Origin of the sequence: Phenylobacterium sp., from assembly GCF_044358365.1 — a bacterium.
Lineage (GTDB): Bacteria > Pseudomonadota > Alphaproteobacteria > Caulobacterales > Caulobacteraceae > Phenylobacterium.
In genome coordinates this window covers 14,411-40,783 of record NZ_JBIKNZ010000027.1, presented here as the reverse complement: position 1 = coordinate 40,783, position 26,373 = coordinate 14,411, and the positions used below count along the sequence as shown (strand labels likewise).

The window sequence follows — 26,373 nt, the reverse complement described above, 5'->3', positions numbered from 1 at the left end:
GCCGTCGTCGCCTTCAACAACACCCCGCGACAATGCCTGGACTTCCGCACCCCAGTTGAGGTCTTCTCCGAGCACCTGTTGCACTTCAAACGAGAATCCACCTCCCGGCATTCGCCGGGATGAGCGGGGTTGAGTTTGGACCCTACCGCAGCGCCGCGTTGATCTTCGCCAGCGCCGCCGAGCCCGGGACCAGTTCGGCCTCGTTCAGTTCGTTCAGCGGGGTGTCGATGGTGTTCACCGCGTCGTGCAGGTCGCCCGCCGCCGGGTCGACGTAGAGAAGGCCGGTGACGACCTGTCCCCTCGCCTGCCGGGCCTGGAGGTAGCCGAGCGCCTGGGCGCGGTTGGAGGGGTTGTAGAGCTCGGCCAGCTTGTGGAGGCTGAGGATCGAGCCGTCGTGCTGTTGCACCTTCACCGTCTCGCCGGGCTTGTAGTCCACCTTGATCGGGTCGCGCGGCATGATCACGTCAAGACGGTTCACGGCCTCGTTGTGCTCGCGCACATAGTCGAAGCTCTTGGTGGAGCCGGTGTGGTTGTTGAACTGCACGCAGGGGGAAACGCAGTCGATGAAGGCGGCGCCCTTGTGGGCCAGGCCCGCCTTGATCAGGGGGGTGAGCTGGTCCTTGTCGCCGGAGAATGAGCGGGCGACGAAGGTGGCGCCCATCTGTAGCGCCAGGCTGACCATGTCGATGCCGGCGTCGTGGTGCTCGACGCCCTTCTTGGAGCGCGAGCCGCGGTCGGCGGTGGCGGAGAACTGGCCCTTGGTGAGGCCGTACACGCCGTTGTTCTCCACGATGTAGAGCATGTTGACGCCGCGCCGGATGGCGTGGGCGAACTGGCCGAGGCCAATGGAGGCTGAGTCACCGTCGCCGGAGACGCCGAGGTAGATCAGGTCGCGGTTGGCGAGGTTGGCGCCAGTGAGCACCGAGGGCATGCGGCCGTGCACGGTGTTGAAGCCGTGGGAGTTGCCCAGGAAGTAGTCCGGCGTCTTGGACGAGCAGCCGATGCCCGACAGCTTGGCCACGCGGTGGGGCGGCAGCTCCAGCTCGAAACAGGCCTGGATGATGGCGGCGGAGATGCTGTCATGCCCGCAGCCGGCGCAGAGGGTGGAGACCGAGCCCTCATAGTCGCGCCGCGTGAAGCCCAGGCTGTTGGTGGGCAGCTTGGGGTGATGCAGCTGGGGTTTGAGGATGTAGGTCATTCCGCAGCCTCGATCCGGCCCGCATCCGATTGGGCGGGCGCCATGCGATTGGCGATTTCACGGGCGATGAAGCGCGCCGTGATGGGTGTGCCGTCGTAGTGCAGCACCGATATCAGCTTGCCCGGATCGACCCCGCCTTCGGTGGTGATCAGGGTCTTGAGCTGGGCGTCGCGGTTCTGTTCCACCAGGAAGATGCGGTAGTGGGCGGCGATGAAGTCGAAGATCTCGTCGGCGAAGGGGAAGCCGCGGACGCGCAGGGCATCGAGGCGCAGGCCCTTGGCCTCCAGCATCTCCAGCGCCTCGTCCATCGCCGGCGAAGTGGAGCCGTAATAGATCACGCCGTCGCGGGTCTTGCCGGCGGCGTTGCGGATGACGGGCGCGGGGACGAGGGACTTGGCGGTCTCGAACTTGTGCAGCAGGCGCTCCATGTTGTCGACGTAGACGGAGCCCTCCTCCGAGTAGCGCGCATAGGGGTTTCGCGAGGTGCCGCGGGTGAAGTAGCCGCCCTTGGTGGGGTGGACGCCGGGATAGGTGCGGTAGGGGATGCCGTCGCCGTCCACATCCTTGTAGCGGCCGAACTCCTGGGTGGCGGCCTCCAGATCATCGTGGCTCATGACCTTGCCGCGGTCGAGCTTGCGGGTGTCGTCCCATTCGAAGGGCTTGGTCAGCCACTCGTTCATGCCGATGTCGAGGTCCAGCATGACGAAGATGGTGGTCTGCAGGCGATCCGACAGGTCGAAGGCCAGCGCGCCCATCTCGAAGCATTCGCCGGGGTCGGCGGGCAGCAGCAGCGGGTGCTTGGTGTCGCCGTGGCCGGAATAGGCGGCGGCCAGCAGGTCGGACTGCTGTGTGCGGGTGGGCATGCCGGTGGACGGGCCGCCGCGCTGGACGTCGAAGATCACCGCGGGGATCTCGGCGAAGTAGGACAGGCCGATGAACTCGGTCATCAGCGAGATGCCGGGGCCGGAGGTGGCGGTAAAGGCGCGGCAGCCGTTCCAGCCGGCGCCGATGACCATGCCGATGGAGGCGATCTCGTCCTCGCCCTGGATGATGGCGTAGCGGTTCTTGCCGGTTTCCGGGTCGACCCGCAGATCCTGGCAATATCCGGTGAAGGCCTCGGCGAGCGAGGTGGACGGCGTGATCGGATACCAGGCGCAGACGGTGGCCCCGCCGTAGACGGCGCCCAGGGCGGCCGCCTCATTGCCCTCGACGTAGATCCGGTCGCCCACGGCGTCGGCCTTGCGCACCTGCAGCGGCAGGGCCTTGAGGTAGGTCTGGACGTAGCTGTGGCCCATGGCCAGGGCCTCGACGTTGGCCTTGATCAGCCGGTCCTTGCCGGCGAAGTCCTCGGCCAGCAGCTCCTGGATCGCCTGGATGTCGATCCCCAGCAGGGCGGCGAGCGCGCCGACGTAGATGGTGTTCTTGAACAGCTGGCGCTCGCGCGGCAGTTCGTAAGCCTCATTGCACATGGCCGTCAGCGGCACACCGATCACGGTGATGTCGTTGCGGAAGCGACTGGCGGGGATGGCCTTGGTGGAATCGTAGAAAAGATAGCCGCCGCTCTCGATTTCGGCGACGTCGCGGTCCCAGGTCTGGGGGTTCATGGCCACCATCAGGTCGACGCCGCCGCGACGGCCCAGATGGCCGGCCTCGGTGATCCGGACCTCGTACCAGGTGGGCAGGCCCTGGATGTTGGACGGAAAGATGTTGCGCGCCGCCACCGGCACGCCCATGCGCATGACAGAGCGGGCGAACAGGCCGTTGGCGCTGGCCGAGCCCGAGCCGTTGACGTTGGCGAACTTGACGACGAAGTCGTTGATGCGGAGTTGCTCAGGCATTGACGCCCTCCGCATGGGTCATCTCGAGGAAGAACTTCTGCATGTCCCAGGCGCCGGTGGGGCAGCGCTCGGCGCAGAGGCCGCAGTGCAGGCAGACGTCCTCGTCCTTGGCCATGATCCGGCCCGTCGGCAGCTTGCCGGAGAGGTAGAGATCCTGGGTCAGGTTGGTGGCCGGCGCTTTCAGGCGGGTGCGCAGGTCGGCCTCGTCGCCGTCCTCGGTGAAGGTGATGCAATCCATCGGGCAGATGTCGACGCAGGCGTCGCACTCGATGCAGAGCTTGTCGGCGAACACGGTCTGGACGTCGCAGTTGAGGCACCGCTGCGCCTCGCCCAGCGCCAGCTCGCGATCGAAGCCCAGCTCCACCTCCAGCCGGATATCCTTCAGCGCCTCGTGCTTGTCGCGCATGGGCACGCGGTAGCGATGATCGTTGGAGACGTCGTTGTCGTAGCTCCACTCGTGGATACCCATCTTCTGGCTGACCAGGGTGGCGCCGGGCGGCGGGCGGACCGAAACATCGTCGCCCCGGCAGAACTTGTGGATCGAGACCGCGGCGTCATGGCCGTGGGCCACGGCCCAGATGATGTTCTTGGGCCCGAACGCCGCATCGCCGCCGAAGAAGACGCTGGGCAGGGTGGACTGGAACGAGGCCTGATCCACCTTGGGCATGTGCCATTCGTCGAACTCGAGGCCGATGTCGGTTTCGATCCAGGGGAAGGCGTTCTCCTGGCCGACGGCCACCAGTACGTCGTCGCAATCATAGTGTTCGTCGGGCTGGCCGGAGGGGACCAGGGCCTTGCGCCCGCGCCCATCGAGCCCCCACTCCACGACTTCAAACAGCACGCCGGTGAGCTTGCCGTTTTCGTGGGTGAACGCCTTGGGGACGCGGAAGTTGAGGATCGGAATGTCCTCGTGCATCGCGTCTTCTTTTTCCCAGGGCGAGGCCTTCATCTCCTCGAAGCCCGAACGGACGATGACCCGGACGTGCTCGCCGCCCATCCGGCGCGAGGACCGGCAGCAGTCCATGGCCGTATTGCCGCCGCCCAAGACGATCACGCGCTTGCCGATCGTCTCGATGTGGCCGAACGAGACCGAGGCCAGCCAGTCGATGCCGATGTGGATGTTGGCGGCGGCTTCCTTGCGACCGGGCAGGTCCAGATCGCGACCGCGCGGCGCGCCGGAGCCGACGAACACCGCGTCATAACCCTCGCTCAGCAGCCCCTTCAGGCTGTCCACCCGCTGGCCCAGCCGCATGTCGATGCCGCCCAGGCCGGTGATGAAGCCGACTTCCTCGTCGATCACCTCTTCCGGCAGGCGGAAGCGGGGGATCTGGCTACGGATCATGCCCGCCGAGCGGGTGTCGCCGTCAAAGATCGTAAGGTCGTAGCCCAGGGGCGCCAGGTCGCGCGCCACGGTGAGCGAGGCAGGGCCGCAGCCCACCAGCGCCACGCGCTTGCCGTTGCGCGCCGCGGCCGGCGGCGGCATGCGGGCCGTGACGTCGCCCTTGTTGTCTGCGGCCACGCGCTTGAGGCGGCAGATGGCGACGGGCTCATCCTCCACCCGCACACGGCGGCACGCCGGCTCGCAAGGGCGATCGCACGTCCGCCCCAGCACGCCGGGAAAGACATTGGACTTCCAGTTGATCATATAGGCGTCGGCGTAGCGGCCGTCAGCGATCAGACGAATGTACTCCGGCACCGGGGTGTGGGCCGGACAGGCCCACTGGCAATCGACAACCTTGTGAAAGTAGTCGGTCTCATTCCTGGTCTGCAAAACCCGTTTCCTTCCGGCAACGCTCTACTCCCGGAAACGGGGAGCCCCTGCCCTTGCAGACCTGGCTCCGCAGCCCCGACGCGGCGTTAACAATTCAGATTATGGCGGCGTCACGCCCGAAGCCAACCGTTTCCTGATCAAGGTTCACCAGTTTTCGCTCTCAGAGGCATGAACGTGCACACCAGACTGTGATCCGGCCAGGCCCGTGAACGCCACGAAGCCCATTGCCGCCCGCAGCCGGTAAATGATATCTTAATGATCGGGGAAGCTTCGCGCATGCGCGATAAGGGGGAGACCGACACATGGAACTGCCGATCGAGAACCTGAACGAGACCACACCGCCGACCTATGAGTCACGCGTGAGCTCCAGCCTGCTCCCCCTCGACCCCAACGAAACCCTCGACCTGCACCGCGCCATCAACGAGCGCCGCGCCCAGGTGGAGAACGCCGAGCTGCTGAAGCATTTGCGGTCGATGTAGGGGCGTTTTCCGCCAAAGTCGTAAGCGCGTCAGGTTGCGTCGGGGCTGCTACGTCCGTCCAGCCGCGACCTTGTAAACCAGGTTCCGGTCCCGCCGTCCGACGGCGACCACGACAACCGTCACCACGGCATCATCGACCCGATAGACCAGCCGATAACCCGCCGCACGCAACTTGATCTTGTAGCAGTCCGGCATGCCACTGAGCCTGGATGCGGGCACATGTGGCGACTGCAGGCGTTCCTGTAGCTTCTTCTTGAATTGATCCCGGACATTGCCGCCGAGCGCGCGCCATTCCTTGAGTGCACTAGGCAGGAATTCGAGACTGTAGACCACCTGGGTCCTACAGCTCGTCGAGCGTTACGCGAACGGGTGTCTCGCCGGCTCGGGCCCGAACCAGCTCCGCCAGCTCGATGTCCTCCAGGCGATCCATCAGCTCTTCCCACGCCTTGGCCGGCACCAGATAGGCCGCCGGGGTGTTACGATTGAGCACCGCCACCGGAAAACCGCCCGCCGCCTCGATCACGGCAGTGGGGTTCTTTTTGAGGTCCGAAATGCTGACGCCGGATCCGGCCAGAAGCTGATCGATCATGACCTTTTATTGGGTCTCTGGACAGGTCATGTCAAGGGTCTGGGGCTCAGGTCGCGGGGAGCTCTGTTCTGAACGAACGGTCCAGAAGTGGTACGTGTCCCAACTTTCCCGCTTAAGGTTCTCCACGCAGTACGGCTTGGAAGCGTTGTATGAAAGTCTCGATGTTCGCTTTGACAGAGGCCTCGTTTGCAAGGCGCAACCGTTCAACAGCTATCAAGGCGTCGCCTAACTTTGCCGTTCCCTTAGCGGCGACAGGCTTATCAAACACCGCTTGGCCGCTGTTTGTTTCCACCACTTTGTATTGCACCCGGGACTCCACGGTAAGATCAAGCCCCGCCAAAGGCCGATCCAAGTTCAGCAGCTGTGCCGTGACGCGATACTTTGCGTCCGCTTCAACCGGCGCGAGCATGCCCGCCAGCTCCAGTGAGGAGCGCAGTGCGCTGCCAAACTCCTCGCTGGAGACGTTCGACATCCATAGAGGATTGGTCGACGAGCCTCCTGTCGTGGGCGCCAAGGCCATCGACATATAGCCCGTCTGTCCTGGCTTAAGAGACGTACTGCCCAACCCCGTGGCGATCATCTGCGTTGAGCGAGCGCCCGACGCACAAGCAGTCAGGGTGAACCCAGCCAATACCAGGGTCGCCGCTACCATTAGTGTGTTCAAACGCACCACAACATATCCTCTGGGTTTTAGAATTCTGAGAAGAGCAGAGCTCAAGGTAACAACCTGAGCGTCCTCACTCCGGCATAAGGGCAGGATAAACGGTATCCGGTTAGATCACCAAGATAAAACCCCAACATGTTTCTCTGGAACCGGAAACGGGACACGGAGACGCCATCGGTGGCTGCGGCGAGCGAGGCGGTCCACCTCCCGGCATTCGCCGGGATGAGCGTCCCGCTTGAAACGAGCGGAAGAAAACTCTCTACTCGGCGTAGCCCGCCGGTAGATCGTCTTCCTTCATCAGCTCGTCCTTGGAGACCTCCTTTTCCTTGACCTTCGCCTGGGCGACGATCAGGTCGACGACCTTGTCCTCGAAGATCGGGGCGCGGAGTTGCGCCTGGGCGTTCTGGTTTTCGCGGAGGAGATTGAAGACCTCCTGGGCCTGCGGGCCGTACTTCATGGCTTCGCGACGGATCGCCTCGTTCAGTTCCTGCTCGGTCACCTGCACGTTGTTGGCGCGGCCGATCTCGGCCAGGATCAGGCCCAGGCGCACGCGGCGCTCGGCGATCTTGCGGTATTCCTTCTGCAGTTGATCGTCGGTCTTCTCGGCGTCTTCCGCGGGCAGGCCGCCCGATTCCTTGTCCTGCTGCACCTGATCCCAGATGGAGGCGAATTCGGCCTCGACCATCTTGGGGGGCAGCGGGAAATCGTGCTTGGAGTCCAGCACGTCCAGCAGGGCGCGCTTCAGCTTGAAGCGGGAGGCGTCGGCGTACTGGCCTTCCAGATTGCCCTTGATCAGTTCCCTCAGCTTCTCGAGGTTTTCGATGCCGAGGCGCTCGGCGAAGGCGTCATCGGCGGGCGAATCCACCGGCGCGCGCACTTCCTTGACCTTCGTTTCGAACTCGGCGGCTTTGCCGGCCAGTTCCTTCGACTGATAGTCCTCGGGGAAAGTCACCTTCACGGTGATTTCGGCGTCGACCTTGGCGCCGACCAGTTGCGCCTCGAAGCCGGGGATGAACTGGTTGGAGCCCAGCACCAGCTCCACATCGTTGGCCGTGCCGCCGTCGAAGGCCACGCCGTCCACCCGGCCCAGGAAGTCGATGAGCAGCTGGTCGCCATCCTTGGCCTTCACGGTCTTGCCGGTGCGCGGCTCGTAGGTGCGGTTCTGCTTGGCCAGCTCGGCCACCGCCTCGTCGACTTCCTTTTCGGTCGGAACATAAACCGGCTTGGTCAGCGACAGGGTCGACGCATCCACCGGCTGGAAGTCGGGCATGATATCGATGGCCAGGTTGAAGGCGAGATCGGCCTTGCCGTCCATCACCGCCTCGATGTCGCCGTCGGGCGTCAGGTCCGGCTCGCCGGCGGGGCGCAGATTGTTGTCGGTCAGCACCTTCTGGGTGGTTTCGGTGAGCGTGGCCTGCACCACTTCGCTCATCAGCGCCTTGCCGTAGAGGCGGCGAACATGGGCCTGCGGCACCTTGCCGGGACGGAAACCCTTGATGTTGAGCGTCGGGGTGATTTCCTTGATCCGGGCGTCCAGACGTTCGCCCAGGTCCGCCATCGGGACGGTCACACCGTAGACCCGGCTAAGGCCTTCACCAGACTTTTCAACGATTTGCATCGACATTCTCGAATTCTCAGAGCCCGGCGCAAAACGGCGCCACACGACAAACGGGAAGGGCCGCCGAACAGGGTCCGGCGGCGCGCGGGCGCTCTTATGTCACGACCCGAAGGCGCGTCCAAGCCCCCTGCCCCTTGACCGCGCGTTGCTTCCTCTTTCCCGCGGCCTCGCGTTTGCGAGGACGACGAGAGGGAGAGGGTTGGGAGAGGGCCGGCTGGGCAACTCTGATGTGATGGCGAAGGCCCATGAGCGTCTCCGCCCTGCATCCTCGCCGTCCCATCGGCGGATCACATTTTCACGAGCCAGCCCTCTCCCAACCCTCTCCCTCTCGGCTTCGCCGGGGGAGAGGAGAAGAAAGGCAAACCCCCTACCCCTTGACGCGGCGCCTGTGGCCCTGCGATGGGCAACACCGCTGCGGCTGTGGCGGAATTGGTAGACGCACTGGTTTTAGGTACCAGCGGGAAACCGTGGGGGTTCGAGTCCCTCCAGCCGCACCATTCTTTACGTGCAGGGCACGCTGTGACTCAAGTTTCATGCGCGCCTTTACCTCCCCGCGAAGCAGCGGGAGGTAAAGCAGCCGGGTGACACGGCCTGCACCGCCGCGCTAAAGCCGCTCCATGCCCAGCGGGGTTCTCTTCGTTCACAACAATTTCCCGGGCCAGTTCCGGGATCTGGCGCGCACGCTGATGGCGCGCGGCGTGCCATGTTGCGCGGTGGGACAGGGCCACTCCGGCGGTCTGGAGGGCGTGCGGCTGGTGCGCTACAACCTGCCGCGCGGGACGGGCAAGGATGTCTATCCGCTCGCCGTGCGCGCCGAGGCTGACCTGATCCGGGGCCGTAGCGCGCTGGAGGCGGCACGGCTGCTGGCCTCGGAGGGCTGGGACCCGGCCGTGATCGTGGGCCACCCCGGGTGGGGCGAGATGGTGTTCCTCAAGGAGGTCTTTCCGAACGCCCGGCAGGTGGCTTTCGCCGAGTTCTTCTACCACGCCCACGGTTATGACGTCGGCTTCGACACCGAGTTCATTCCGCTGGACGCCGAGGCGCCGTTCCGGACCAAGGCCAAGAACGCGATCATGTCGCTGACCTACAGCGAGGCGGACGCCATCGTGGCCCCTACCCGATTTCAGGCTGAATCGCTGCCTCCCGCGTTCCGGCACCGCGCCCGGGTGATCCATGAAGGCGTCGACGTCGAGGCGATCCGCCCCGGGCCACCGGAGCCCTTCGACCTGCCCGACGGGCGGCTCATCCTGCCGGGAACGCCGGTCATCACCCACGTCAACAACGCCATGGAGCCCCTGCGCGGCCTGCACATCGTCGCCCGCGCCCTGCCCCGGCTGCTGGCGGAGGTCCCGGACGCCCAGGTTCTGCTGATCGGAAATCCCGGTCGTCGCGCCTATGGCGGCAATCCGCCGGAGGGGAAAACCTGGAGGGACGTCTGTTTCGAGGGCGTGGATTACGACCCGGCACGGGTTCACTTCCTGGGCGCCCTGCCGCACGCGCGCATGCTTCAGGCCCTGCGCCTCGGAGCCGCCCACGTCTACTACAGCTACCCCTTCGTGCTTTCCTGGTCGCTGGTCGAGGCGATGGCGGCTGGCTGTTACGTGATCGGCTCGGACACAGCGCCGTTGCACGACGCCATCACCGACGGCGTGGACGGGCGCCTGCTGCCGTTCTTTGATGTGGCTAGGCTCTCCGGGGCCCTGATCGACGCCTGCCAGAATCCGGCAGGGTCCATGGCGATGCGACTGGCCGCGCGGCGGACGGCCGTGGAGCGGTTCAGCGCGGCCAGTGGACGCGCCGCCTGGCTCGCCCTGCTCGCTGAACAGGGCCTCTCAATCCCCGCCGCCTAGCCGCACCTCACGGCGATGATCAGCCCCGTCGCCCCGTCGAAGATGAAGTTGAGGCGGGTCTCGTCCGCGTCGGTCGCCACCGGACAGGTCGCGCAGGTCACCCGGTGGTATTCAGGCCGGATCGGCACCGGAACCTCTGTGCGTGGTCGGCCCACAAGGTGCTGCAACTCTGCAGCCCCGCAGGTGTCCAGCGCCGCAGCCACGGTCGGCGCCCGCTTCGCAGCGATAGCGACCGGCGTCGGGGCGGGGGCCGGCGGGGTCGAGCAGGCGCTCAGGGTCGCCATCAACGCCACAGCCGCAAGGCCTCTCATCCCTGCTTTTCCCAACCCCGCGCCCCCTGCCGCCAGTAGGTCGCCGGAAGGCCGCGCGCCTGAATGGACTTCCACTGTCCCCGCGCGATCTGGAGTTGCGCCTCATCCGCGCCGTCGAACAGCACCACGCAGCGCTGGTATGCAGAAAGATCGCCGGGCTCGGCGCCATCCACCAGAAACAGCGCCTCGGCCGCATTGGGCCGCTCCTCTCCTGCGGTCAGCAGGATGGGCTGACGCGCCGGGTCTGGCTCTTCAACCGGGGCATGCGGCAGGAAGCTGTCGTCGCGATAGCTCCAGAGCCAGCCGTCGAAATGGTCGATTCGCGCAGGCGTTACGGTGCGGACCACGGCTTTCCAGCCCTTCTGCAGGGTCTTTTCCAGAAGCTCGGGCAGCGCCTGATCCAGCCCGGTCTGCTCCAGGTGATAGAACCAGACCTCGCAAACGCCTGCGTCAGCCAAGGCGCGGCTCCAGTCGCCCGGCCAGGCCCTCGATCGCCGTGGCCACCGCCTCCACATGGGTCAGCATCGCCAGATGGTGCATCGGCAGGCGCACGAGGGGCCAGCCCTGCCGCGTCGCCAGACGGCCTTCCTCGTCATAGGCGCCGCTCAATTGAAGATAGGCCGCAGGCCGCGAGATCTGGATGTCAGGCGCCGCCTCCTCAAAGTAGGCCAGCGGCAAGGGCTCCAGTTCCGACGTCAGCGCCTCGCGTATGCTCTCGTCCGGCAACAGGCGTTGCAGCGCCCCAGGCGGCCACCAGGCGTCCCAGGCCGGCAGCATCCCGAACTCGGCGCCGCCACGCAGGCTCTGGGCCAACGGGGGCGGCGCTGTGTCGAACCAGCTGCGCCCGGGGTGCGGCAGGATGGCGTCCACGAAAATGAAGCCCTGAACGGCGCCGGACGCCGCCTCCAGCGCCGGCGCCAAGGCCCCTGCCCCACTGTGCAGCACCGCGATGGTCGGCGTGTCACCCAGCTCGGCAGCCATGCCCAGCGCCAGACTGCGATAGAAATCGCCGCCCAGATCGCCCAGTTTCGGCCAGGCCGGAGCCGTGACCTCCCGGCCGCGCGCCCGCAGACCCTGCGCCACGCCACGCCAGCTCAGGTCGCCCAGCAGCGGGCTGTGCAACAAAGCAAGGGGCGTGGGCACGGCGGTATCAGCCCTCGTACCGGTCCTGGACCATTCTATTGAGCAGGCGCACGCCATAGCCGGTGGCGCCGTCCGGGCTGGTGGGGGCGGACGACGGCTTGCTCCAGGCCGTGGACGCGATGTCCAGATGCGCCCAGGGCAGGCCGTTCACATAGCGCTGCAGGAACAGCGCCGCGGTGATCGAGCCACCGGGCCGCCCGCCGGTGTTTTTCATGTCGGCGATCATGGAGTCGATCTGCTTGTTGTAGGCCTCGGGCAGAGGCATGCGCCACAGCCCCTCGTTCTCCGCCGTCGCCGCCGCCAGCAGATTGGCGCTCAGCTCGTCATTGTTGGAGAAGCAGCCGGCATAGTCATTGCCCAGCGCGATGATGATCGCTCCGGTCAGGGTCGCCAGATCCACCATGAATTTCGGCTTGAAGCGGTCCTGGCAGTACCAGAGCGCATCGGCCAGCACGAGACGGCCCTCCGCGTCGGTGTTGACCACCTCGATGGTCTGGCCCGACATGCTGGTCAGCACATCGCCCGGGCGATAGGCGTTGCCGTCTGGCATGTTCTCCACCAGGCCCAGAATACCGATGGCGTTCACCTTGGCCTTGCGGCCGGCCAGGGTGTGCATGAGACCTGAAACGGCGCCGGCGCCGCCCATATCCCATTTCATGTCTTCCATGTTTTCGGCGGGCTTGATCGAGATGCCGCCGGTGTCGAAGCACACGCCCTTGCCGACAAAGGCTACCGGCTGGGCGGACTTGTCGTCGGCGCCGTACCACTTGATGATCGCCAGGCGGCTCTCGCGAATGCTGCCCTGCCCGACGGCCAGCAGGGATCCCATGCCCAGCTCGGTCATCTCGGGCTCACCCAGAATCTCGACCTCCAGGCCCAGGCTCTCCAGAGCCTTGACCCGCGCTGCGAACTCGGCTGGGAACAGCACGTTCGGCGGCTCGGACACCAGATCGCGGGTGAAGCTGATCCCGTCGGCCAGCGCCGAAAGCGGCCCGAACGCAGCCAGGGCGGCGTCAGCCGTGTTGGTCGCGACCTCGGCCTTGACGATCGAGGGCTTCTTTTCGGCCTTTTCCTTCGTCCGGTACTTGTCGAACCGGTAGCCGGCCAGGCGAAGGCCCAGGGCAGCATGAGCGGCCAACTCCGCGTCGCCGGAAACCTCGACCCTCAGCACTGTGAGGCCCGAGAGCTTGACCTGATTGTAGCCCGTCGCAGCCGCGTGCTCCGCGCCAAGGGCGTTGAACCCGTCACGTTTGCCGGCGCCCACCAGCACCAGCCGCGCCGCCGCCTCGCCCTGAGGGGCCAGAATGTCGAGGGTCTGCCCCTTGGCGCCGGTGAATCGGCTGGCGGCGACCGCCTGAGCCAGCGGGCCAGTATAGGTGTCACCCTCAAAGACGATCCGGGCGACAGCCGCATTGGCCGCCAGCGCCGCATCGGCCGCGACAAACTGAATGTCCATTCGTATTCTCTCTTCCAGCCTGCATGATGCGCCCACGTCCGGTTGTGCGGGGCCGCGACGCATGGTTTAGAACAGGTCCGCAGCCGGGGCGCGTCAAAATCTCGGAGCTAGCCGTTTTTAATACGATGCGCTTGATTGATCGGTATCTTCTTCGTCAGCTTCTTGGCCCCGTGGTCCTGGCCACGCTCGCGCTCACGGCTGTCGCCCTGCTGAGCCAGAGTCTGGCTGGACTGGACCTCATCGTGAACCAGCGACAGAGCGCGCTGGTCTTTCTGAAGATCACGCTGCTCTACATGCCGCAGCTGATCAATCTGGTGTTGCCGATCGCGGTGTTCGTCGCGGCGCTGGTGGCGCTGAACCGCTTGCATATCGAGCAAGAGATTGTCGTCTGCTTCTCGGGCGGGATGAGTCGCTGGCAGGTGATCTCTCCGGCCATGCGGCTGGCCTGCACGATCGCGTTCATGGCCCTGCTGATCAACATCTTCGTCCAGCCCGCCTCGTTCCGGGCCCTGCGCGCCGAGCTCTTCAACGTACGGACCGATCTGGCCGCCACCCTCGTCCGGGAAGGGGAATTCTCGCAGCCCGCACCTGGCCTCACCGTCTACGCCCAGAGCGTCGACAGCGACGGGAACCTGGTGAACCTGTTTATCCATCAGGTGAAGCCCGACGGCTCGGACACCACCTACACGGCCGAAAAGGGTCGAATCGCACGCGCGCAAGGTCGCCCGGTCCTGATCCTGCAGAACGGATCCAACCAGGAGATTTCCGGGCGCGGCGTGCTCAACTTCCTCAGCTTCGAGAGCTACACCTACGATCTAAGCCCCCTCTCGAATTCCGATGAGCTGATTCACTACAAGCCGTCGGATCGGTGGATGCACGAGCTGTTCTTCCCCGATCTGCAGCAGGACTGGGAACGCCGGAACCGCCTGGATCTGCTGGCCCAGGGCCATGCCCGGATCGCGACCCCGCTCTATAATATCGCCTTCATGGCGCTCGCCCTGTCAGCCATCATCGGCGGCGGCTTCTCGCGCATGGGGTACGGGCGACGCATCGCCGGGATCGCGTCCATCGCCGCCCTGGTCCGGCTGATCGGATTCCTGGCGCTGTCGGCCAGCGAGGACAACGCCTGGCTGAACAGCCTGCAGTACGCCGTGCCGCTCGGGGCAACAGGGTTCGCCCTGGCAACGATCTTCCGCCAGAAAGTCGACCGACAGATCGCGATCGGCCGGGCCCCGCCGAGTGATCTCGCCGCCAGAGGCCGAACATGACGGGCTTCGGTAGGGTTGAACGTTATGTGATCGGCCAGATGCTGCTGGGGGTCATCGCAGCCCTGGCGGTCATCACGGCGGTGGTGGTGCTGATCCAGTTCGTGGAGCTCTCCAGCCAGGTCGGCACCCGCGTCGAGGTGAGCGCCGTCAGCATCTTCGAACTCACTCTGCTGCGCGTTCCGTCGCTCGTGCAGATTCTGCTGCCCTTCTGCTTCCTGGGGGGCGGCATGATCGCCTTCGTCGGATTGAACCGGCGCAGCGAACTGGTGGCGATGCGGGCTGCGGGGGTTTCCGCCTGGCGGTTCATTCTTCCCAGCGCCATCTGCGCCCTGTTGCTGGGCGTGCTCTGTGTTGGCGCGCTGAACCCCATGGCGGCGAACCTGAACGCCCGGTTCGAGGTCCGGCGCGAGCAGGTGATGGAAAACTATCTGGGCGACCAGCCACGCGACATCTGGCTGCGGCAAGGCGACGAGACCACGCAGATCGTCATCCATGCGCGCGACCGCGACAGCCGGCAAGGCGCGGTGACGTTCCGGGGCGTGTCTCTCTTCATCTATGAGAAGAACGATCGCGGCATTCCCGCGTTTCGCCGCCGCCTGGAGGCCTCTGAAGCGACCTTGTTGCAGGGGTTCTGGAGCCTGAAGAATGTGCGTGAGGCGACCGCGGGCGCCTCCTCCATGCGCTCGGAAACCCTGACCCTGAAGTCGACCCTTGACGCCGAGGCGGCCATGGAGAGCCTGGCTTCACCGGAAACCATTCCGTTCTGGCGACTTCCTACGGCGATACGGCTGACAGAACAGGCCGGATTCTCAGGGTCTGGCTACGAACTCCGGTTCCAGCAGCTCCTGGCCACCCCCCTGCTGTTCGCCGCGATGACGGTTCTGGCAGCGGCGTTTTCGCTTCGCCTTACGCGCCTCGGCGGCCTCGCCGGGATTGCCGGGGTGGGTGTGGCGCTCGGCTTCGTCATGTTCTTCTTCAACCAGTTCGCCGGAGCTCTCGCCCGCGCGGACATCGTCCCCCTCTTCGCCGCCGCCTGGGCGCCGGCAGTGGTGGCCCTGCTCTCCGGCATTACCCTGCTTTGCTACACCGAGGACGGGTGAGGCGGGCGGCGCGCTGGCGGCGGCGGTTTCCAGGCCGCGATCACCTTGTTCCCGACAACGTTTCCTGAAAATGGAGGGCTCCAGATTCGTCGGCCCACTATCATCCCATTTCCACAATCCCGTGATGCGCTCTATGCAACCCGGGCCTAAAGACTAAGACACGCGCGGTGCGCCAAGAATCGAGAGGCTTGATGAGTTCCCGTCGGAGAACGCCGCAATCGGCTGGTAAACGGGCCCTTCTGGCGGGCGTCGCGATGGCGATCCTCTGTTCGGCCAACGCCCAGGCTCAGGAACGCGCCGTCACAAAGCTTAAAGCCGCCGACGCGGTCAATGCCGACGGTTTGCAGAGCGACGAAATGTACATGGAGGCCGATGAGGTCGTCCGTAACGACACCGATAGCCGGACAACGGCCACCGGCAATATCGAGGTGCGCTACAACGGTCGAACCCTGCGCGCTGACCGGTTGGTGTACGACGACAAGACCGGTGTCATCCGAGCGTTCGGCAACATCGCGATCGTGAACCCGGATGGCACGTCGGAATACGCCAGCGAGATCGTGCTGGACGAGAATATGGCCGCCGGCGTCGCGCTGGGCTTCTCCATGCGGCTGCAGGAGAACGTCAAGATCGCCGCCGCCAGCGCCGCCAAGCGCAGCGACGATTTTCAGGAACTCAACAAGGCGATCTACACCCCGTGCGAGGTCTGCGCGCCAGACGGCACGGCCAGGACACCGACCTGGTCGATCGCCGCCGACCATGTGGTCCGCGACAAGAAACGCCGGATTGTCTATTATAAGAACGCGCGTTTCCGCCTGTTTGGCGTTTCGGTGGGCTACCTGCCGCTATTCTGGCATGCGGATCCGGAATCGCCGAGAAACTCCGGATTTCTGGTGCCCAAGGCCTCGGCCTCCGACCGCCGGGGCATCTCCTACGAGCAGCCTTACTACTGGGCGATCTCGCCCTCGCTCGACCTGACGATCAGCCCCCAGATCAACACCAAGGTCGCGCCCTTTCTTAACGGCGAGATCCGCAAGCGCTTCTACTCCGGAGAGGTCGCTGTCCGGTTTGGCTACACCAACGAACGCGACTTCGACGGCAAGGGCAACGAGTTCGGCCGCAAGGGAGATCGCAGCTACATCCTCGGCCGCGGCGCTTTCCAGCTGAATGATAAATGGCGGTGGGGCTTCACGGCGGAGCGCACTTCCGACGATCTGATTTTCGACAAGTATGAGATCAGCAAGGTCTATGAGAGCCGCGGCCCTTATGTCGCCGACGACCGACGCCTGATCTCGCAGATCTACGCGATCCGTCAGGATCAGAAATCCTACTTCTCGGCGGCGGCAATCACCCTGCAGGGGTTGCGGCCAGCTAGTTTCGACACGGTGCTCGGGTTCAGCTCGGGTGAGAACGACCGCGTCTTCCCGGTCATTGGCCCCCTGATTGAGGGGCACTATGAGCCCGCCGGCAGTATTCTTGGCGGCAGGCTACGTGTCCATACGAGCGCCGTGGTCCTGGCCCGCGAGCAATCACAGACCAATCTGGCGGTGCGTCTGCCCGGTCTGGACAGCGCCCGGATCACCGGGGAACTGGACTGGCGCCGCGCCTTCACCTCGGCGGCTGGCCTCAGGGTGGAGCCATTCCTCAGCGTTCGCTCCGACGCCTACCAGATCCACGATATTCTCACCGGCGTCGGCTCGGCGACCCGGAACGAGACCATGGGTCGCGCGCTGGCGACAGGCGGCGCCGACATCACCTATCCGCTCTTCAAGCGCACCAAGGACTCGACGCTGATCCTCGAGCCGCTATTGCAGGTTGTGGCGTCCCCCGATTCCAAGCAGGTGGTCATCGGCCGAACCGCCAGGGGCGCGCCGATTTATCTGAACGAGGACAGCGTCGCCTTCGAGTTCGACGAGACCACGCTCTTCCGTCCGAACAAATTCCCGGGGTACGACCTCTATGAGGACGGACTGCGGGTGAATGTCGCCGGGCGGGCGGGCGTACTCTGGGATGATGGGCGCCGCGCCAACTTCATGCTGGGGCGCAGCTTCCGCACGAAACAGAACACGGTCTTTTCGGATCGCTCGGGCCTGCGCAACAAGAGCTCCGACTGGGTCGTCGCAGCCGACGCCCAGCCGCTTCCCGGCCTTTCGGTGTTCAGCCGCGCCAGGCTCGGCAGCGACTCTCTCGACATCAAGCGCCTGGAAGCGGGCGCCAATGCGTCTTTGAAGTATGGCAACGGCTTTGTTCGCTATCTCACCGACGATTTCGACATCAACGGCGCCAAACGGGAAAACCTGGACCTGGGAGGCGAAGTTTACGTCGGCAAGAACTACGGCGTCAGCCTTTACGGCAATCGGGATCTGAAGCGGGATGCCTGGGTAATCCGGGATGTCGGTGTCTTCTATCGCGACGATTGTCTGCGCGTTGACGTGATATATCGACGCGAAGACACGATCATTGGCCGCCTGCAGCCCAGTGAGACCGTATCGGTGCGCCTAACGCTCGCCACATTGGGCGGCTCATTCAATGGTAGATAGACTAAGGACCGCAGTCCGGTCGTACGAAGGAAGACTCCCGTCCATGAAGCGTTATCTGTCGGGCTCTGCAGCGCTGGGTGCGCTGCTTGCCGGCCTCCTGACCGCCTCGTCCGTCATCGCCCAGCCCGCCGAAGCCCCGGTCGGGACAGCCCCGGCGGAGGCGCCAGCTGCGCCCGCGCGGCCATTGCCGCAGGGTATTTCGGAATCCGTCGCTGCTGTGGTCAACGATGACATCGTTTCGACCTACGACCTGGCTCAGCGCATGCGCCTGCTGATCGCCACCTCCGGTGTCCAGCCTACCGACGAAAATCTCCAGCAATTCCAGCGGGAAGCGCTGGTTTCCCTGGTCGACGAGCACCTTCAGTTCCAGGAGCTTCGCCGGGTCGAGAGGGAACAGAAGATCGATATCCTGGCCGACGAGACCGAGGTGACAGAAGAGATCGCCGGCATGGCGCAACAGAACAACATGAGCGGCGATCAGTTTCTGACCTTCCTGGCGCAGCGCGGGATCGGGCCGGAAACCCTGAGAGATCAGCTTCGCGCCCAGATCAGCTGGGCCCGCTGGATTCGGGGGCGTTATGGCTCCCGGCTCCGGGTTGGCGACGATCAGATCGCGGCCGCCCAGGCCCGTCTGTCCGCCGAGGCGGCCAAACCCCAGTACAACATCGGCGAGGTCCTGATCGATGCATCTCGGGTGGGCGGCATGCCGCAGGCCATGCAGGGCGCGCAACAACTTGTCGCGCAGTTGCAACAAGGGGCTCCCTTTCCTGCCGTGGCTCGTCAGTTTTCCGCGCTGCCCACCTCGGCGGCCGGCGGCGACGCCGGATGGGTCGGCGCCGGCGAGATGCCCCCCGAGGTTGAAGCCGTGGTCGCCCAGATGCGGCCCGGTCAGCTGTCCCAGCCGATCCCGGTGAAGGACGGCGTCTACATTCTCTATCTGAAGGAAAAGCGGGCCGGTGGAACCGCGATGCTGGTCAATCTGAAGCAGGCGGCGGTGGGGCTTCCCCAGACAGCCACGCCGGCCGATGAAACGGCCGCACGGGCCAAGCTGGCGGCGCTGAAACCCGACATCAAGAGTTGCGCCACCCTTGAGGCCACAGCCGGCAAGGTTCAGGGCGTGATCGCTGGAGACCTGGGCGAGGCGGAGGTCGCAGATCTGGCCCCGCAGTTCCGCGAAGCGGCCGAGAAGCTGGCTATCGGCGAGATCTCCGATCCGATCCGCACCCAGGCCGGGCTTCACCTTGTGGCGGTCTGCGGTCGTCGTGCGGCATCCGCCGCGCAGGTCGACAAGCAGCAGATCGAACAACGGCTGTTTGGGCAGCAACTGAGCATGATCGCGCGCCGATACATGCGCGACCTGCGCAACTCCGCCACCATCGAGACGCGCTGAAGCCGGGGGCCGGGGTGAACACAGCTCCCCTTGCCGTCACCCTCGGCGATCCGGCCGGAATAGGGCCGGAAATCGTCGTCAAGGCCTGGATGGCGCTGCGGGAGGGCGGGCCGAAATTCTTTGTTGTGGGCGATGCAAAGTCTGTCGCCGCCGCGACGTCGGGCGAACCCGGCATTGTCCGGACCATCTCGGCGCCGGAGGAAGCCCTGGACGCGTTTCCCGCCGCACTACCCGTGCTGGACATCCCGCTCCCTTCTGCGGCGGTGCTTGGTACGCCCAACCCGGCATCGGCGGCGTCGGTGATCCGCTGGATCGAGACCGCCGTCGACCTCGCGCTGGCGGGCAAGGTTCGGGCCGTGGTGACAGCACCCATCGCCAAGGCGCCGCTCTATGACGCCGGGTTCAAATTCCCCGGTCATACCGAGTTCCTGGGTGAGCTGACGGCCTCGACGCCCTTTGACGGCGTCCGCGGCCCGATCATGATGTTGGCGGCGGCTGATCTCCGCGTGACCTTGGTCACCGTTCACACACCTATCGCCCGGGTGGCTGGGCAACTGAGCGTTGATGGCATTGTGCATGCCGCCCAGGTTACAGCGCAGGCCCTCCAGCGCGATTTCGGGATTGCCGCGCCGCGTCTGGCGGTCGCTGGCCTCAATCCTCACGCCGGCGAGAATGGCGGGATCGGTCGAGAGGAAATCGAGATCGTCGCGCCCGCCGTCGCCGCTTTGCGGAACCTGGGAATCGACGCTCAGGGCCCCTTCCCCTCTGACAGCCTGTTTCACGCCGAGGCGCGGGCCCGCTACGACGGCGTCATCTGCCTCTATCATGACCAGGCCCTGATCCCGGTGAAGATGCTGGATTTCTGGGGCGGGGTGAACATCACGCTCGGCCTGCCGATTGTGCGAACCTCACCGGATCACGGAACCGCTTTCGATATCGCGGGCCAGGGGATCGCAAGAGCCGACAGCCTGATCGCCGCCTTGCGCGCCGCTGACGAGATCGCGCTACGGCGCAGTGCATGACGATTGAGTCTCTGCCGCCGCTTCGCGATGTCCTTGAAGCTCATGGCCTCTGGGCCAACAAGGCGTTCGGCCAGCACTTCCTGCTCGACCTCAACATCACTCGCAAGATTGCGCGTCTGGCGAAGGTCGGCCCCGGCGATCACGTCATCGAGGTCGGCCCCGGCCCTGGCGGCCTGACCCGCGCCCTTCTGGAAACCGGCGCCCAGGTGACAGCGATAGAGAAGGATCCTCGATTTCAGCCAATCCTCGATGAAATCTGTAAGATATCCGACAAACTTCATGTGAAGCTTGCGGATGCGCTGAGGGTAGTCGAGACCGACCTGGTGGATACCCCGTACGTTCATATCGTGTCCAACCTGCCCTATAACGTCGGCACCCCCTTGCTGATCAAGTGGCTCACCGGTCCCTGGACCCCAGCCTCCCTGACCCTGATGTTCCAGCGTGAGGTCGCTGACCGGATCACCGAGGGGCCGGGCGAGGAGGCCTACGGTCGCCTGGCCGTGATCGTCCAGGCCACCTGCCAGGCCCATCGGGTTATGGACGTCCCGGCCCGCGCGTTCAGCCCACCGCCCCGGGTTGAATCCGCCGTCGTCCGCCTTGAGCCTCTACCTGATCGTCCCTCGCCCGCCCGGCTGGACGCGCTTCAGAAGATCACTGCCGCCGCCTTCGGCCAGCGTCGCAAGATGCTGCGCTCCAGTCTGAAGGTGCTGGGGGGCGACGCCCTGATCGAGGCGGCCGGGATCGATCCCCAGGTCCGGGCAGAAACCGTGTCCGTGGCGGGCTTCCTGGCTCTGGCCGATGCCTGGATCGCTGCGCGCTGATCCATCGTTGCCGAACGCCGCGCCACAGGCTCCAATAGACCGGACATCCAGGGGGAAATCAGATGCTGAGCCTGTTGGGCGTGGCCGCCGTGGTGGTGGGCTTCGCCGTCCGTCTCAATCCGCTGCTGGTGGTGGTCGGCGCCGCCTTCATCACCGGACTCGCGGCGGGCCTCAGTCCATTTGAGGTGCTGGACGCTTTCGGAAAGTCCTTCAACGACAGCCGGTTCATCAGCGTAGCCTTCCTGGTCCTGCCGATGATCGGCGTTGTCGAACGGGCGGGCATCCAGGAACAGGCACGATCACTCATGTCGCGGCTCCGGGGGATATCCGTCGGTCGGTTGCTGATCGTGTATCTCGCTTTTCGTCAGATTACCTCGGCGCTCGGCCTGACCTCGATCGCCGGCCACACCCAGACCATCCGGCCGATCATCGCCCCGATGGCCGAGGGCGCGGTTGAAGCCCGCTTCGGACCGCTGAACCCCGACGCTCAGCAGGACGTCCGCGCCGCCGCAGCAGCGACCGACAACATCGGGCTCTTCTTCGGCGAGGACATCTTCATCGCCATCGGCTCCATCCTGCTGATGGTGGGCTTCCTCGCCACGGCCGGGATCACAGTCGACCCGATCCATCTGTCGATCTGGGCGATCCCCACCGCCATTGCCGCCTTTCTGATCCATGCAGCCCGGCTGCTGTTATTTGACCGAACGATCCGGCGGAGGCTGAGCCGATGATCGGTCTGTCCATCGTCTACGTCCTGGCCGGGATCGTGTTTGGCGCCTTCGCAGTGCTGAGCGCGCTGGATCGCAACAATCCGAAGCGCATTGGTAACACCATCTTCTGGGGCCTGGTCGCCACAAGCTTTCTGGCCGGAGACCAGCTCGGAGACCGGGGCAACGGCGTCCTTGTCCTGGCGCTTGCCCTGATCGCGGGGTTCGGATGGCTGGGCAAAGGCCAACCGGCCACCACTTCGCCCGTTGAACGCAAGGCGCTGGCCGAACGGTTCGGCGCGAGACTCTTTGTTCCGGCCCTGACCCTGCCGCTGGTCGTCATCTTCGGCGTGCTGGTCCTGAAGCCGCTGTCGTTTGGCGGGCAGTCGCTGCTGGACCCGAAGCAGGCGACGCTGATCGCCCTGGCGCTGGCCGCAGTCGTGGCGACGGCGGTCGGCCTGATCCTGCTTCGGCAACCCCTGATCAGCCCCCTGCAGGAAGGGCGCAGGCTGATGGACACGGTGGGCTGGGCCGCGCTCCTGCCGCAGATGCTGGCGGCCCTCGGCGCCGTCTTCGCCCTGGCCGGGGTGGGCGATACCATAGGGCAACTGGTCACCGCCTGGATCCCCATGGATTCACGCCTGACAGCCGTGGCGGTCTATTGCCTGGGCATGGCCGGGTTTACCATGATCATGGGCAACGCCTTCGCCGCCTTCCCGGTAATGACCGCCGGCGTGGCCCTGCCGATCCTGATCGGACGGTTCGACGGCGACCCGGCCATTGTCGCCTCCATAGGCATGCTGTCCGGCTTTTGCGGGACCCTCATGACCCCGCTGGCGGCCAACTTCAATCTCGTACCGGCCGCCCTGCTGGAACTGCCAAACCGCTACGCCGTCATCCACGCCCAGATTCCGACCGCGCTCCCGCTTCTCCTCGTCAACACAGGCCTGATGTATGTCCTCGCCTTCCGCTGAACGCCTGACACCCGAGCTGGCCTCGTCGTTCGCCCGCATCGCGCTGGGCCATGTGGGGCGTGAGTATCCCAACAAACTGGATCACGTTCTGAACGGGCCAGAGGATCTGCGGGCCCCGCGCGACCTGCACCCCATCTATTTCGGCAGCTTCGACTGGCACTCCTGCGTCCATGGCTACTGGCTGCTGGCCACCCTGCTGCGGCTGGAGCCGGGCATCCCCGAGGCGCCGGCGATCCGGGCATTGTTCGACGACGCCTTCACGGCGGACAAGGTCGCTGCCGAGTGCGCCTATCTGGATCGGCCCTCGGCCCGCGGGTTCGAGCGGCCCTATGGCTGGGGATGGCTGCACAAGCTCCAGGCGGAACTGCTGTCTCACGACGCCCCGTGGGCCGCGACCCACCAGCCCCTGGCCGACGCGTTCGCGGATCGATTCCGCGAGTACCTGCCCAAGGCGACCTATCCGGTCAGGACGGGCGTGCATTCATCCACCGCCTTCGCGCTGGCCCTGGCGACGGACTATGCCCGGGCGACCGAAGACGCCGCACTTCTGAACCTGTTCCGCGACAAGGCGCGGGCCTGGTACCTGGCGGATCGAAACGCCCAGCCGTGGGAACCCAATGGTGATGAGTTTCTTTCGTCGACCCTCATGACGGCGGAATGCCTGCGCCGTCTTCTTCCCCCGGGCGAGTTCCAGACCTGGTTGGCAAGCTACCTCCCGGACATGGCCGATCAGCGGCCCGCCACCCTGTTTACGCCGGCCACCGTGTCGGACCGCACCGATGGCAAGATCGTGCACCTGGATGGTCTGAACCTCTCGCGGGCCTGGTGCTGGCGTGAAATCGCGGCCGCCCTGCCCGCCGGCGATCACCGTCGAGAGGTCGCGCATGCCGCCGCGAACCGTCACCTCTCGGCGAGCCTTCCCCATGTGTCCGGTGATTATATGGGCGAACACTGGCTGGCGTCGTTCGCGCTATTGGCGCTCACGGCGGGGTAGATGTGGGCGGCGCCGCCAGCGAGACAAACCTACCGCCAATGCTGCGGTCACATGCCCGTTTCATGCCCGTTGAAAGATCATCTGCTTTGGACACAATACTCAGGATTGAGCGCCTGCGGATCCGCAATGAGTGCGCCGCCGATGCAGAGAATATTGGCCGTGTGACCGCCGAGGCTTTCGCGCCGATGCCTTTTGGCGACGGAACTGAAGCCGGCCTCATCGAGGCGCTAAGGGCGGCTGGCGCGCTGACAGTCTCCCTTGTCGCGATCCTGGACGAAGAGTTCGTCGGACATATCAGCTTTTCTCCGGTCACGATCAACGACCGACCCAGCACCTGGTATCAGTTGAGCCCCGTCTCGGTAGCGCCACTCACGCAAGGACGCGGCATCGGCAGCGCCCTGATCATCAGCGGTCTGGACCGGCTGAGAGACCTGCGAGCCGGCGGCTGCGTCCTGACGGGGAACTCGGACTACTATCGCCGCTTCGGCTTCGAGAGCGATCCCGTGCTGACCTACAAAGGAAAACCCAACAGGTATCTGCAGCGTCTCGTCCTGGATGGCGTGCCTGTCGCGGGAGACGTCGGTTTCCACCCTGCGTTCGGCGAGTAGGCAGGGCGCACCTCATCGTCGATGGCTGACCGGCGCCGAATCTCACGCCACCGGCTCCGACGCCTTTTCCAGCACGAAGTCATCAGGCTTGGGCGATAGCGTGGCCCGCCAGTAGTCAATGAGCCCATAGGGCCAGTTCTGACTGACCCGGCCGAATTCGTTCTTGTACCAGCTGGACACATTCGGCGAACCCCAGGCCCAGCCAGCGTTGGCTTCGTCGACCGCCTTGTTGAAGCTGTCGAAGACCGCCTGCTTCGGCTCCATCGCGCGGGCGCCCCTGTCGGCCAGCAGCTTCAGGGCGCCGACGATGTAGCGAACGGCGCACTCCGAGAAGAAGATGATCGAACCATTGACGACGATGTTGGTGTTGGGGCCGTAGATCGTGAAGAGGTTCGGAAAGCCCGGATTGGTCATGCCCAGATAGGCCCTCGCGTCACCGCCCCAGGTCTCATGCAGATCGCGCCCGTCCCGGCCCTTGATCTTCAGGAACGACAGGAAGTTCGAGGCCTGGAAGCCGGTGCCGTAGATCAGTACATCGACCTCATGCTCGACGCCGTCGGCCGTGACGACGCCCTTTGGCGTGATCCGCTCGATCTTGTCCGTGACCAGATCCACGTTGTCGCGCTTGAGCGCGGCCAGCCAGACGCCATTGTCCAGCACCGAGCGCTTGCCGCCGATCGGGTAGCGCGGGATCACCTTGGCGGCCAGGTCCGGACGGTCGGCAACCTGGGCCATCAATGAGGCTGTCGCCATCTCCCGCATCATGGCGTTCGCGGCGCTGACCGCGTCCGGCGAGCCATTCCAGGCCGGATCGGACTTCACCATCGGCAGCATGCCCTCGGTGGTCATCCAGAACAGCCAGAAGCGATACCATTTGTCGAAGAATGGCACGTGTTCCAGCGCCCACTTCATGCCGTCGGGCACGTCGTCGTGATAGTGCGGCACGGGCATCCCCCAGGGCGGCGTGCGCTGGAACACCGTGAGTTTCGCCACGTCGGGCGCGATCTCAGGCACGAACTGGTAGGCCGAGGCGCCGGTCCCGATCACGGCCACCCGCTTGCCCTTGAGGTCCACGTCGTGGCGCCATTCCGCCGAGTGGAAAGCTGGCCCCGCAAAGTCGCCAAAACCCTCGATGTCCGGGAAGCGGGGACGGTTCAACTGGCCGACGGCGGTGACCACGACATTGGCCTCGATGACCTCGGTCGCGCCGGTGGAAGTTGTCAGCACAGCCCGCCAGACGGCCCGCGCCTCGTCCCAGGCGAGGGTGTCTACGCGCGTGCCGAAACGGATCGACTTCCGCAGATCATATTTCTCCGCGATGCCACGGAAGTATTTCAGCAATTCGGGCTGCGGCGAGAAATGCTGCGGCCAGGCGTGGTTCGGCTCGAAGGAGTAGCTGTACATGTGGTTCGAGTTATCCACCCGACAGCCCGGGTAGGTGTTCTCGAACCAGGTCCCGCCCACATCGGCGTTCTTCTCGACGATCTCGAACGGAACACCGGCCTGGGTGAGGCGGATGCCGGTCAGCAGGCCTGACATTCCGGCGCCGATCACCAGCACCTTCAGTTTCCGCGCAGCGGCCTGGAGCTTTGGCTGTTCGAACTGCGGGTCCTTGCTGCTCTTGCCGGCCAGGGCCAGCTCGTCGAGCAGGAAGTCGACATAGGTTTCGGGAATCTCGGCGCCCGCGACGAAGTTCATTTGTCGACGCAATAGATCCGTGTCCGGATTCGGCAGCGCCAGGGGCTTGCCCTCCAGGTGGCTCCGGATCGCCATGGCGGCCTGCTTGCGGATTTCAGACTGGGTCTCGGCGGGGATCCCGGTATCTGTTCGCATCGCCGGATTGTAGGTGGGCTTCCAGGCCTCACGCAGCCACTGAGGATCACCCGTCATGTGCACCAGCGCCGTCATCAGCGCCGGCAGGTGGGCGTCCTTCAGAACCGTCTCCAGATCCGCCGGAATTTCGACCATGCTCATCCTGCCCATTGCTTTCGTTATTCGGTTCGATGGATCATGCCCCCGCCAGCACGCGAGCGAA

Annotated in this window: 24 protein-coding genes and 1 tRNA gene; 13 read left to right on the top strand and 12 right to left on the bottom strand. The window is 65.1% G+C overall.

The genetic code is table 11. The features are described from left to right. Positions 1–142: 142 nt before the first annotated feature. From ACIQ3B_RS09520 to ACIQ3B_RS09510, 3 genes are read right to left on the bottom strand one after another with little or no spacing between them, the layout of a single operon-like run. Positions 143–1,198, bottom strand: coding sequence for a 2-oxoacid:ferredoxin oxidoreductase subunit beta (locus ACIQ3B_RS09520; protein WP_397401933.1), 1,056 nt, complete (start codon positions 1,196–1,198; stop codon positions 143–145). Further along, positions 1,195–3,036, bottom strand: coding sequence for a 2-oxoacid:acceptor oxidoreductase subunit alpha (locus ACIQ3B_RS09515; protein ID WP_397401931.1), 1,842 nt, complete (start codon positions 3,034–3,036; stop codon positions 1,195–1,197). The genes ACIQ3B_RS09520 and ACIQ3B_RS09515 overlap by 4 nt, the downstream gene beginning before the upstream one ends. Beyond that, positions 3,029–4,807: an FAD-dependent oxidoreductase gene (locus ACIQ3B_RS09510; RefSeq protein ID WP_397401929.1), complete on the bottom strand. Its 1,779-nt coding sequence runs from the start codon at positions 4,805–4,807 to the stop codon at positions 3,029–3,031. The genes ACIQ3B_RS09515 and ACIQ3B_RS09510 overlap by 8 nt, the downstream gene beginning before the upstream one ends. A gap of 302 nt (positions 4,808–5,109) precedes the next feature. Between ACIQ3B_RS09510 and ACIQ3B_RS09505 the strand changes: the two genes are divergently transcribed. Continuing rightward, a complete protein-coding gene (locus ACIQ3B_RS09505) occupies positions 5,110–5,286 on the top strand; it encodes a hypothetical protein (protein WP_397401927.1) in 177 nt (58 codons plus the stop codon). 48 nt (positions 5,287–5,334) lie between these two features. On the opposite strand, the gene ACIQ3B_RS09500 is transcribed toward ACIQ3B_RS09505, so the two are convergent. The 4 genes from ACIQ3B_RS09500 to tig all read right to left on the bottom strand — a co-directional run bounded on the left by ACIQ3B_RS09500 (position 5,335) and on the right by tig (position 8,157). Beyond that, positions 5,335–5,619, bottom strand: a complete 285-nt coding sequence (locus ACIQ3B_RS09500; protein WP_397401925.1) for a type II toxin-antitoxin system RelE/ParE family toxin — start codon at positions 5,617–5,619, stop codon at positions 5,335–5,337. Between the two features lie 7 nt (positions 5,620–5,626). After that, positions 5,627–5,875 (bottom strand): type II toxin-antitoxin system Phd/YefM family antitoxin, encoded by a 249-nt coding sequence (locus ACIQ3B_RS09495; RefSeq protein WP_397401923.1) that lies wholly within the window; start codon positions 5,873–5,875, stop codon positions 5,627–5,629. 112 nt (positions 5,876–5,987) lie between these two features. After that, the gene (locus tag ACIQ3B_RS09490; RefSeq protein WP_397401921.1) at positions 5,988–6,401 is read right to left on the bottom strand and encodes a hypothetical protein; all 414 of its coding nucleotides are present in this window, start codon (positions 6,399–6,401) and stop codon (positions 5,988–5,990) included. A 397-nt stretch (positions 6,402–6,798) separates the two neighbouring features. Continuing rightward, on the bottom strand, positions 6,799–8,157 hold the full coding sequence (tig, locus tag ACIQ3B_RS09485) for a trigger factor (RefSeq protein WP_397401919.1): 1,359 nt from the start codon (positions 8,155–8,157) through the stop codon (positions 6,799–6,801). A gap of 414 nt (positions 8,158–8,571) precedes the next feature. Between tig and ACIQ3B_RS09480 the strand changes: the two genes are divergently transcribed. Together ACIQ3B_RS09480 and ACIQ3B_RS09475 are read left to right on the top strand one after the other, a co-directional pair. After that, a tRNA-Leu gene (locus tag ACIQ3B_RS09480) sits at positions 8,572–8,654 on the top strand. A gap of 120 nt (positions 8,655–8,774) precedes the next feature. Further along, positions 8,775–10,007, top strand: a complete 1,233-nt coding sequence (locus tag ACIQ3B_RS09475; RefSeq protein WP_397401918.1) for a glycosyltransferase — start codon at positions 8,775–8,777, stop codon at positions 10,005–10,007. Here ACIQ3B_RS09475 and ACIQ3B_RS09470 read toward each other — a convergent pair. Genes ACIQ3B_RS09470 through ACIQ3B_RS09455 form a run of 4 tightly spaced genes read right to left on the bottom strand, consistent with a single transcriptional unit; the run spans position 10,004 to position 12,917 of the window. Beyond that, positions 10,004–10,318 carry a hypothetical protein gene (locus ACIQ3B_RS09470; RefSeq protein WP_397401916.1) on the bottom strand — a complete coding sequence of 105 codons (315 nt, stop codon included), beginning with the start codon at positions 10,316–10,318 and terminating at the stop codon, positions 10,004–10,006. The genes ACIQ3B_RS09475 and ACIQ3B_RS09470 overlap by 4 nt on opposite strands. Then, positions 10,315–10,776 carry a DNA polymerase III subunit chi gene (locus ACIQ3B_RS09465; protein WP_397401914.1) on the bottom strand — a complete coding sequence of 154 codons (462 nt, stop codon included), beginning with the start codon at positions 10,774–10,776 and terminating at the stop codon, positions 10,315–10,317. Before ACIQ3B_RS09465 ends, ACIQ3B_RS09470 begins: the two co-directional genes overlap by 4 nt. Further along, the gene (locus ACIQ3B_RS09460) at positions 10,769–11,461 is read right to left on the bottom strand and encodes a hypothetical protein (protein ID WP_397401912.1); all 693 of its coding nucleotides are present in this window, start codon (positions 11,459–11,461) and stop codon (positions 10,769–10,771) included. The genes ACIQ3B_RS09465 and ACIQ3B_RS09460 overlap by 8 nt, the downstream gene beginning before the upstream one ends. Positions 11,462–11,468: 7 nt before the next feature. After that, positions 11,469–12,917: a leucyl aminopeptidase gene (locus tag ACIQ3B_RS09455; RefSeq protein WP_397401910.1), complete on the bottom strand. Its 1,449-nt coding sequence runs from the start codon at positions 12,915–12,917 to the stop codon at positions 11,469–11,471. Positions 12,918–13,042: 125 nt separating this feature from the next. On the opposite strand from ACIQ3B_RS09455, the gene lptF reads away from it, so the two are divergent. From lptF to ACIQ3B_RS09405, 10 genes are all read left to right on the top strand, one after another. Next, the gene (gene lptF / locus ACIQ3B_RS09450; RefSeq protein ID WP_397401908.1) at positions 13,043–14,185 is read left to right on the top strand and encodes an LPS export ABC transporter permease LptF; all 1,143 of its coding nucleotides are present in this window, start codon (positions 13,043–13,045) and stop codon (positions 14,183–14,185) included. After that, a complete protein-coding gene (lptG, locus tag ACIQ3B_RS09445) occupies positions 14,182–15,285 on the top strand; it encodes an LPS export ABC transporter permease LptG (protein ID WP_397401907.1) in 1,104 nt (367 codons plus the stop codon). The genes lptF and lptG overlap by 4 nt, the downstream gene beginning before the upstream one ends. A gap of 191 nt (positions 15,286–15,476) precedes the next feature. Continuing rightward, complete coding sequence (locus ACIQ3B_RS09440; protein WP_397401905.1) at positions 15,477–17,822, top strand: LPS-assembly protein LptD; 2,346 nt, start codon at positions 15,477–15,479, stop codon at positions 17,820–17,822. A 43-nt stretch (positions 17,823–17,865) separates the two neighbouring features. Then, positions 17,866–19,212, top strand: a complete 1,347-nt coding sequence (locus tag ACIQ3B_RS09435) for a peptidylprolyl isomerase (protein ID WP_397401903.1) — start codon at positions 17,866–17,868, stop codon at positions 19,210–19,212. A 14-nt stretch (positions 19,213–19,226) separates the two neighbouring features. Further along, positions 19,227–20,234 (top strand): 4-hydroxythreonine-4-phosphate dehydrogenase PdxA, encoded by a 1,008-nt coding sequence (gene pdxA / locus ACIQ3B_RS09430; RefSeq protein ID WP_397401901.1) that lies wholly within the window; start codon positions 19,227–19,229, stop codon positions 20,232–20,234. Continuing rightward, positions 20,231–21,055: a 16S rRNA (adenine(1518)-N(6)/adenine(1519)-N(6))-dimethyltransferase RsmA gene (gene rsmA, locus ACIQ3B_RS09425; protein WP_397401899.1), complete on the top strand. Its 825-nt coding sequence runs from the start codon at positions 20,231–20,233 to the stop codon at positions 21,053–21,055. The genes pdxA and rsmA overlap by 4 nt, the downstream gene beginning before the upstream one ends. A gap of 62 nt (positions 21,056–21,117) precedes the next feature. Beyond that, on the top strand, positions 21,118–21,786 hold the full coding sequence (locus ACIQ3B_RS09420; protein WP_397401897.1) for a DUF969 domain-containing protein: 669 nt from the start codon (positions 21,118–21,120) through the stop codon (positions 21,784–21,786). After that, entirely contained in the window at positions 21,783–22,736 is a 954-nt protein-coding gene (locus ACIQ3B_RS09415; RefSeq protein ID WP_397401895.1) for a DUF979 domain-containing protein, read from the top strand. The genes ACIQ3B_RS09420 and ACIQ3B_RS09415 overlap by 4 nt, the downstream gene beginning before the upstream one ends. After that, on the top strand, positions 22,717–23,730 hold the full coding sequence (locus ACIQ3B_RS09410; RefSeq protein WP_397401893.1) for a DUF2891 domain-containing protein: 1,014 nt from the start codon (positions 22,717–22,719) through the stop codon (positions 23,728–23,730). The genes ACIQ3B_RS09415 and ACIQ3B_RS09410 overlap by 20 nt, the downstream gene beginning before the upstream one ends. A gap of 86 nt (positions 23,731–23,816) precedes the next feature. Next, on the top strand, positions 23,817–24,338 hold the full coding sequence (locus ACIQ3B_RS09405; RefSeq protein WP_397401891.1) for a GNAT family N-acetyltransferase: 522 nt from the start codon (positions 23,817–23,819) through the stop codon (positions 24,336–24,338). A gap of 42 nt (positions 24,339–24,380) precedes the next feature. Here ACIQ3B_RS09405 and ACIQ3B_RS09400 read toward each other — a convergent pair whose 3' ends face one another. Then, positions 24,381–26,306 (bottom strand): flavin-containing monooxygenase, encoded by a 1,926-nt coding sequence (locus ACIQ3B_RS09400; RefSeq protein WP_397401889.1) that lies wholly within the window; start codon positions 26,304–26,306, stop codon positions 24,381–24,383. Between the last annotated feature and the right edge of the window lie 67 nt (positions 26,307–26,373).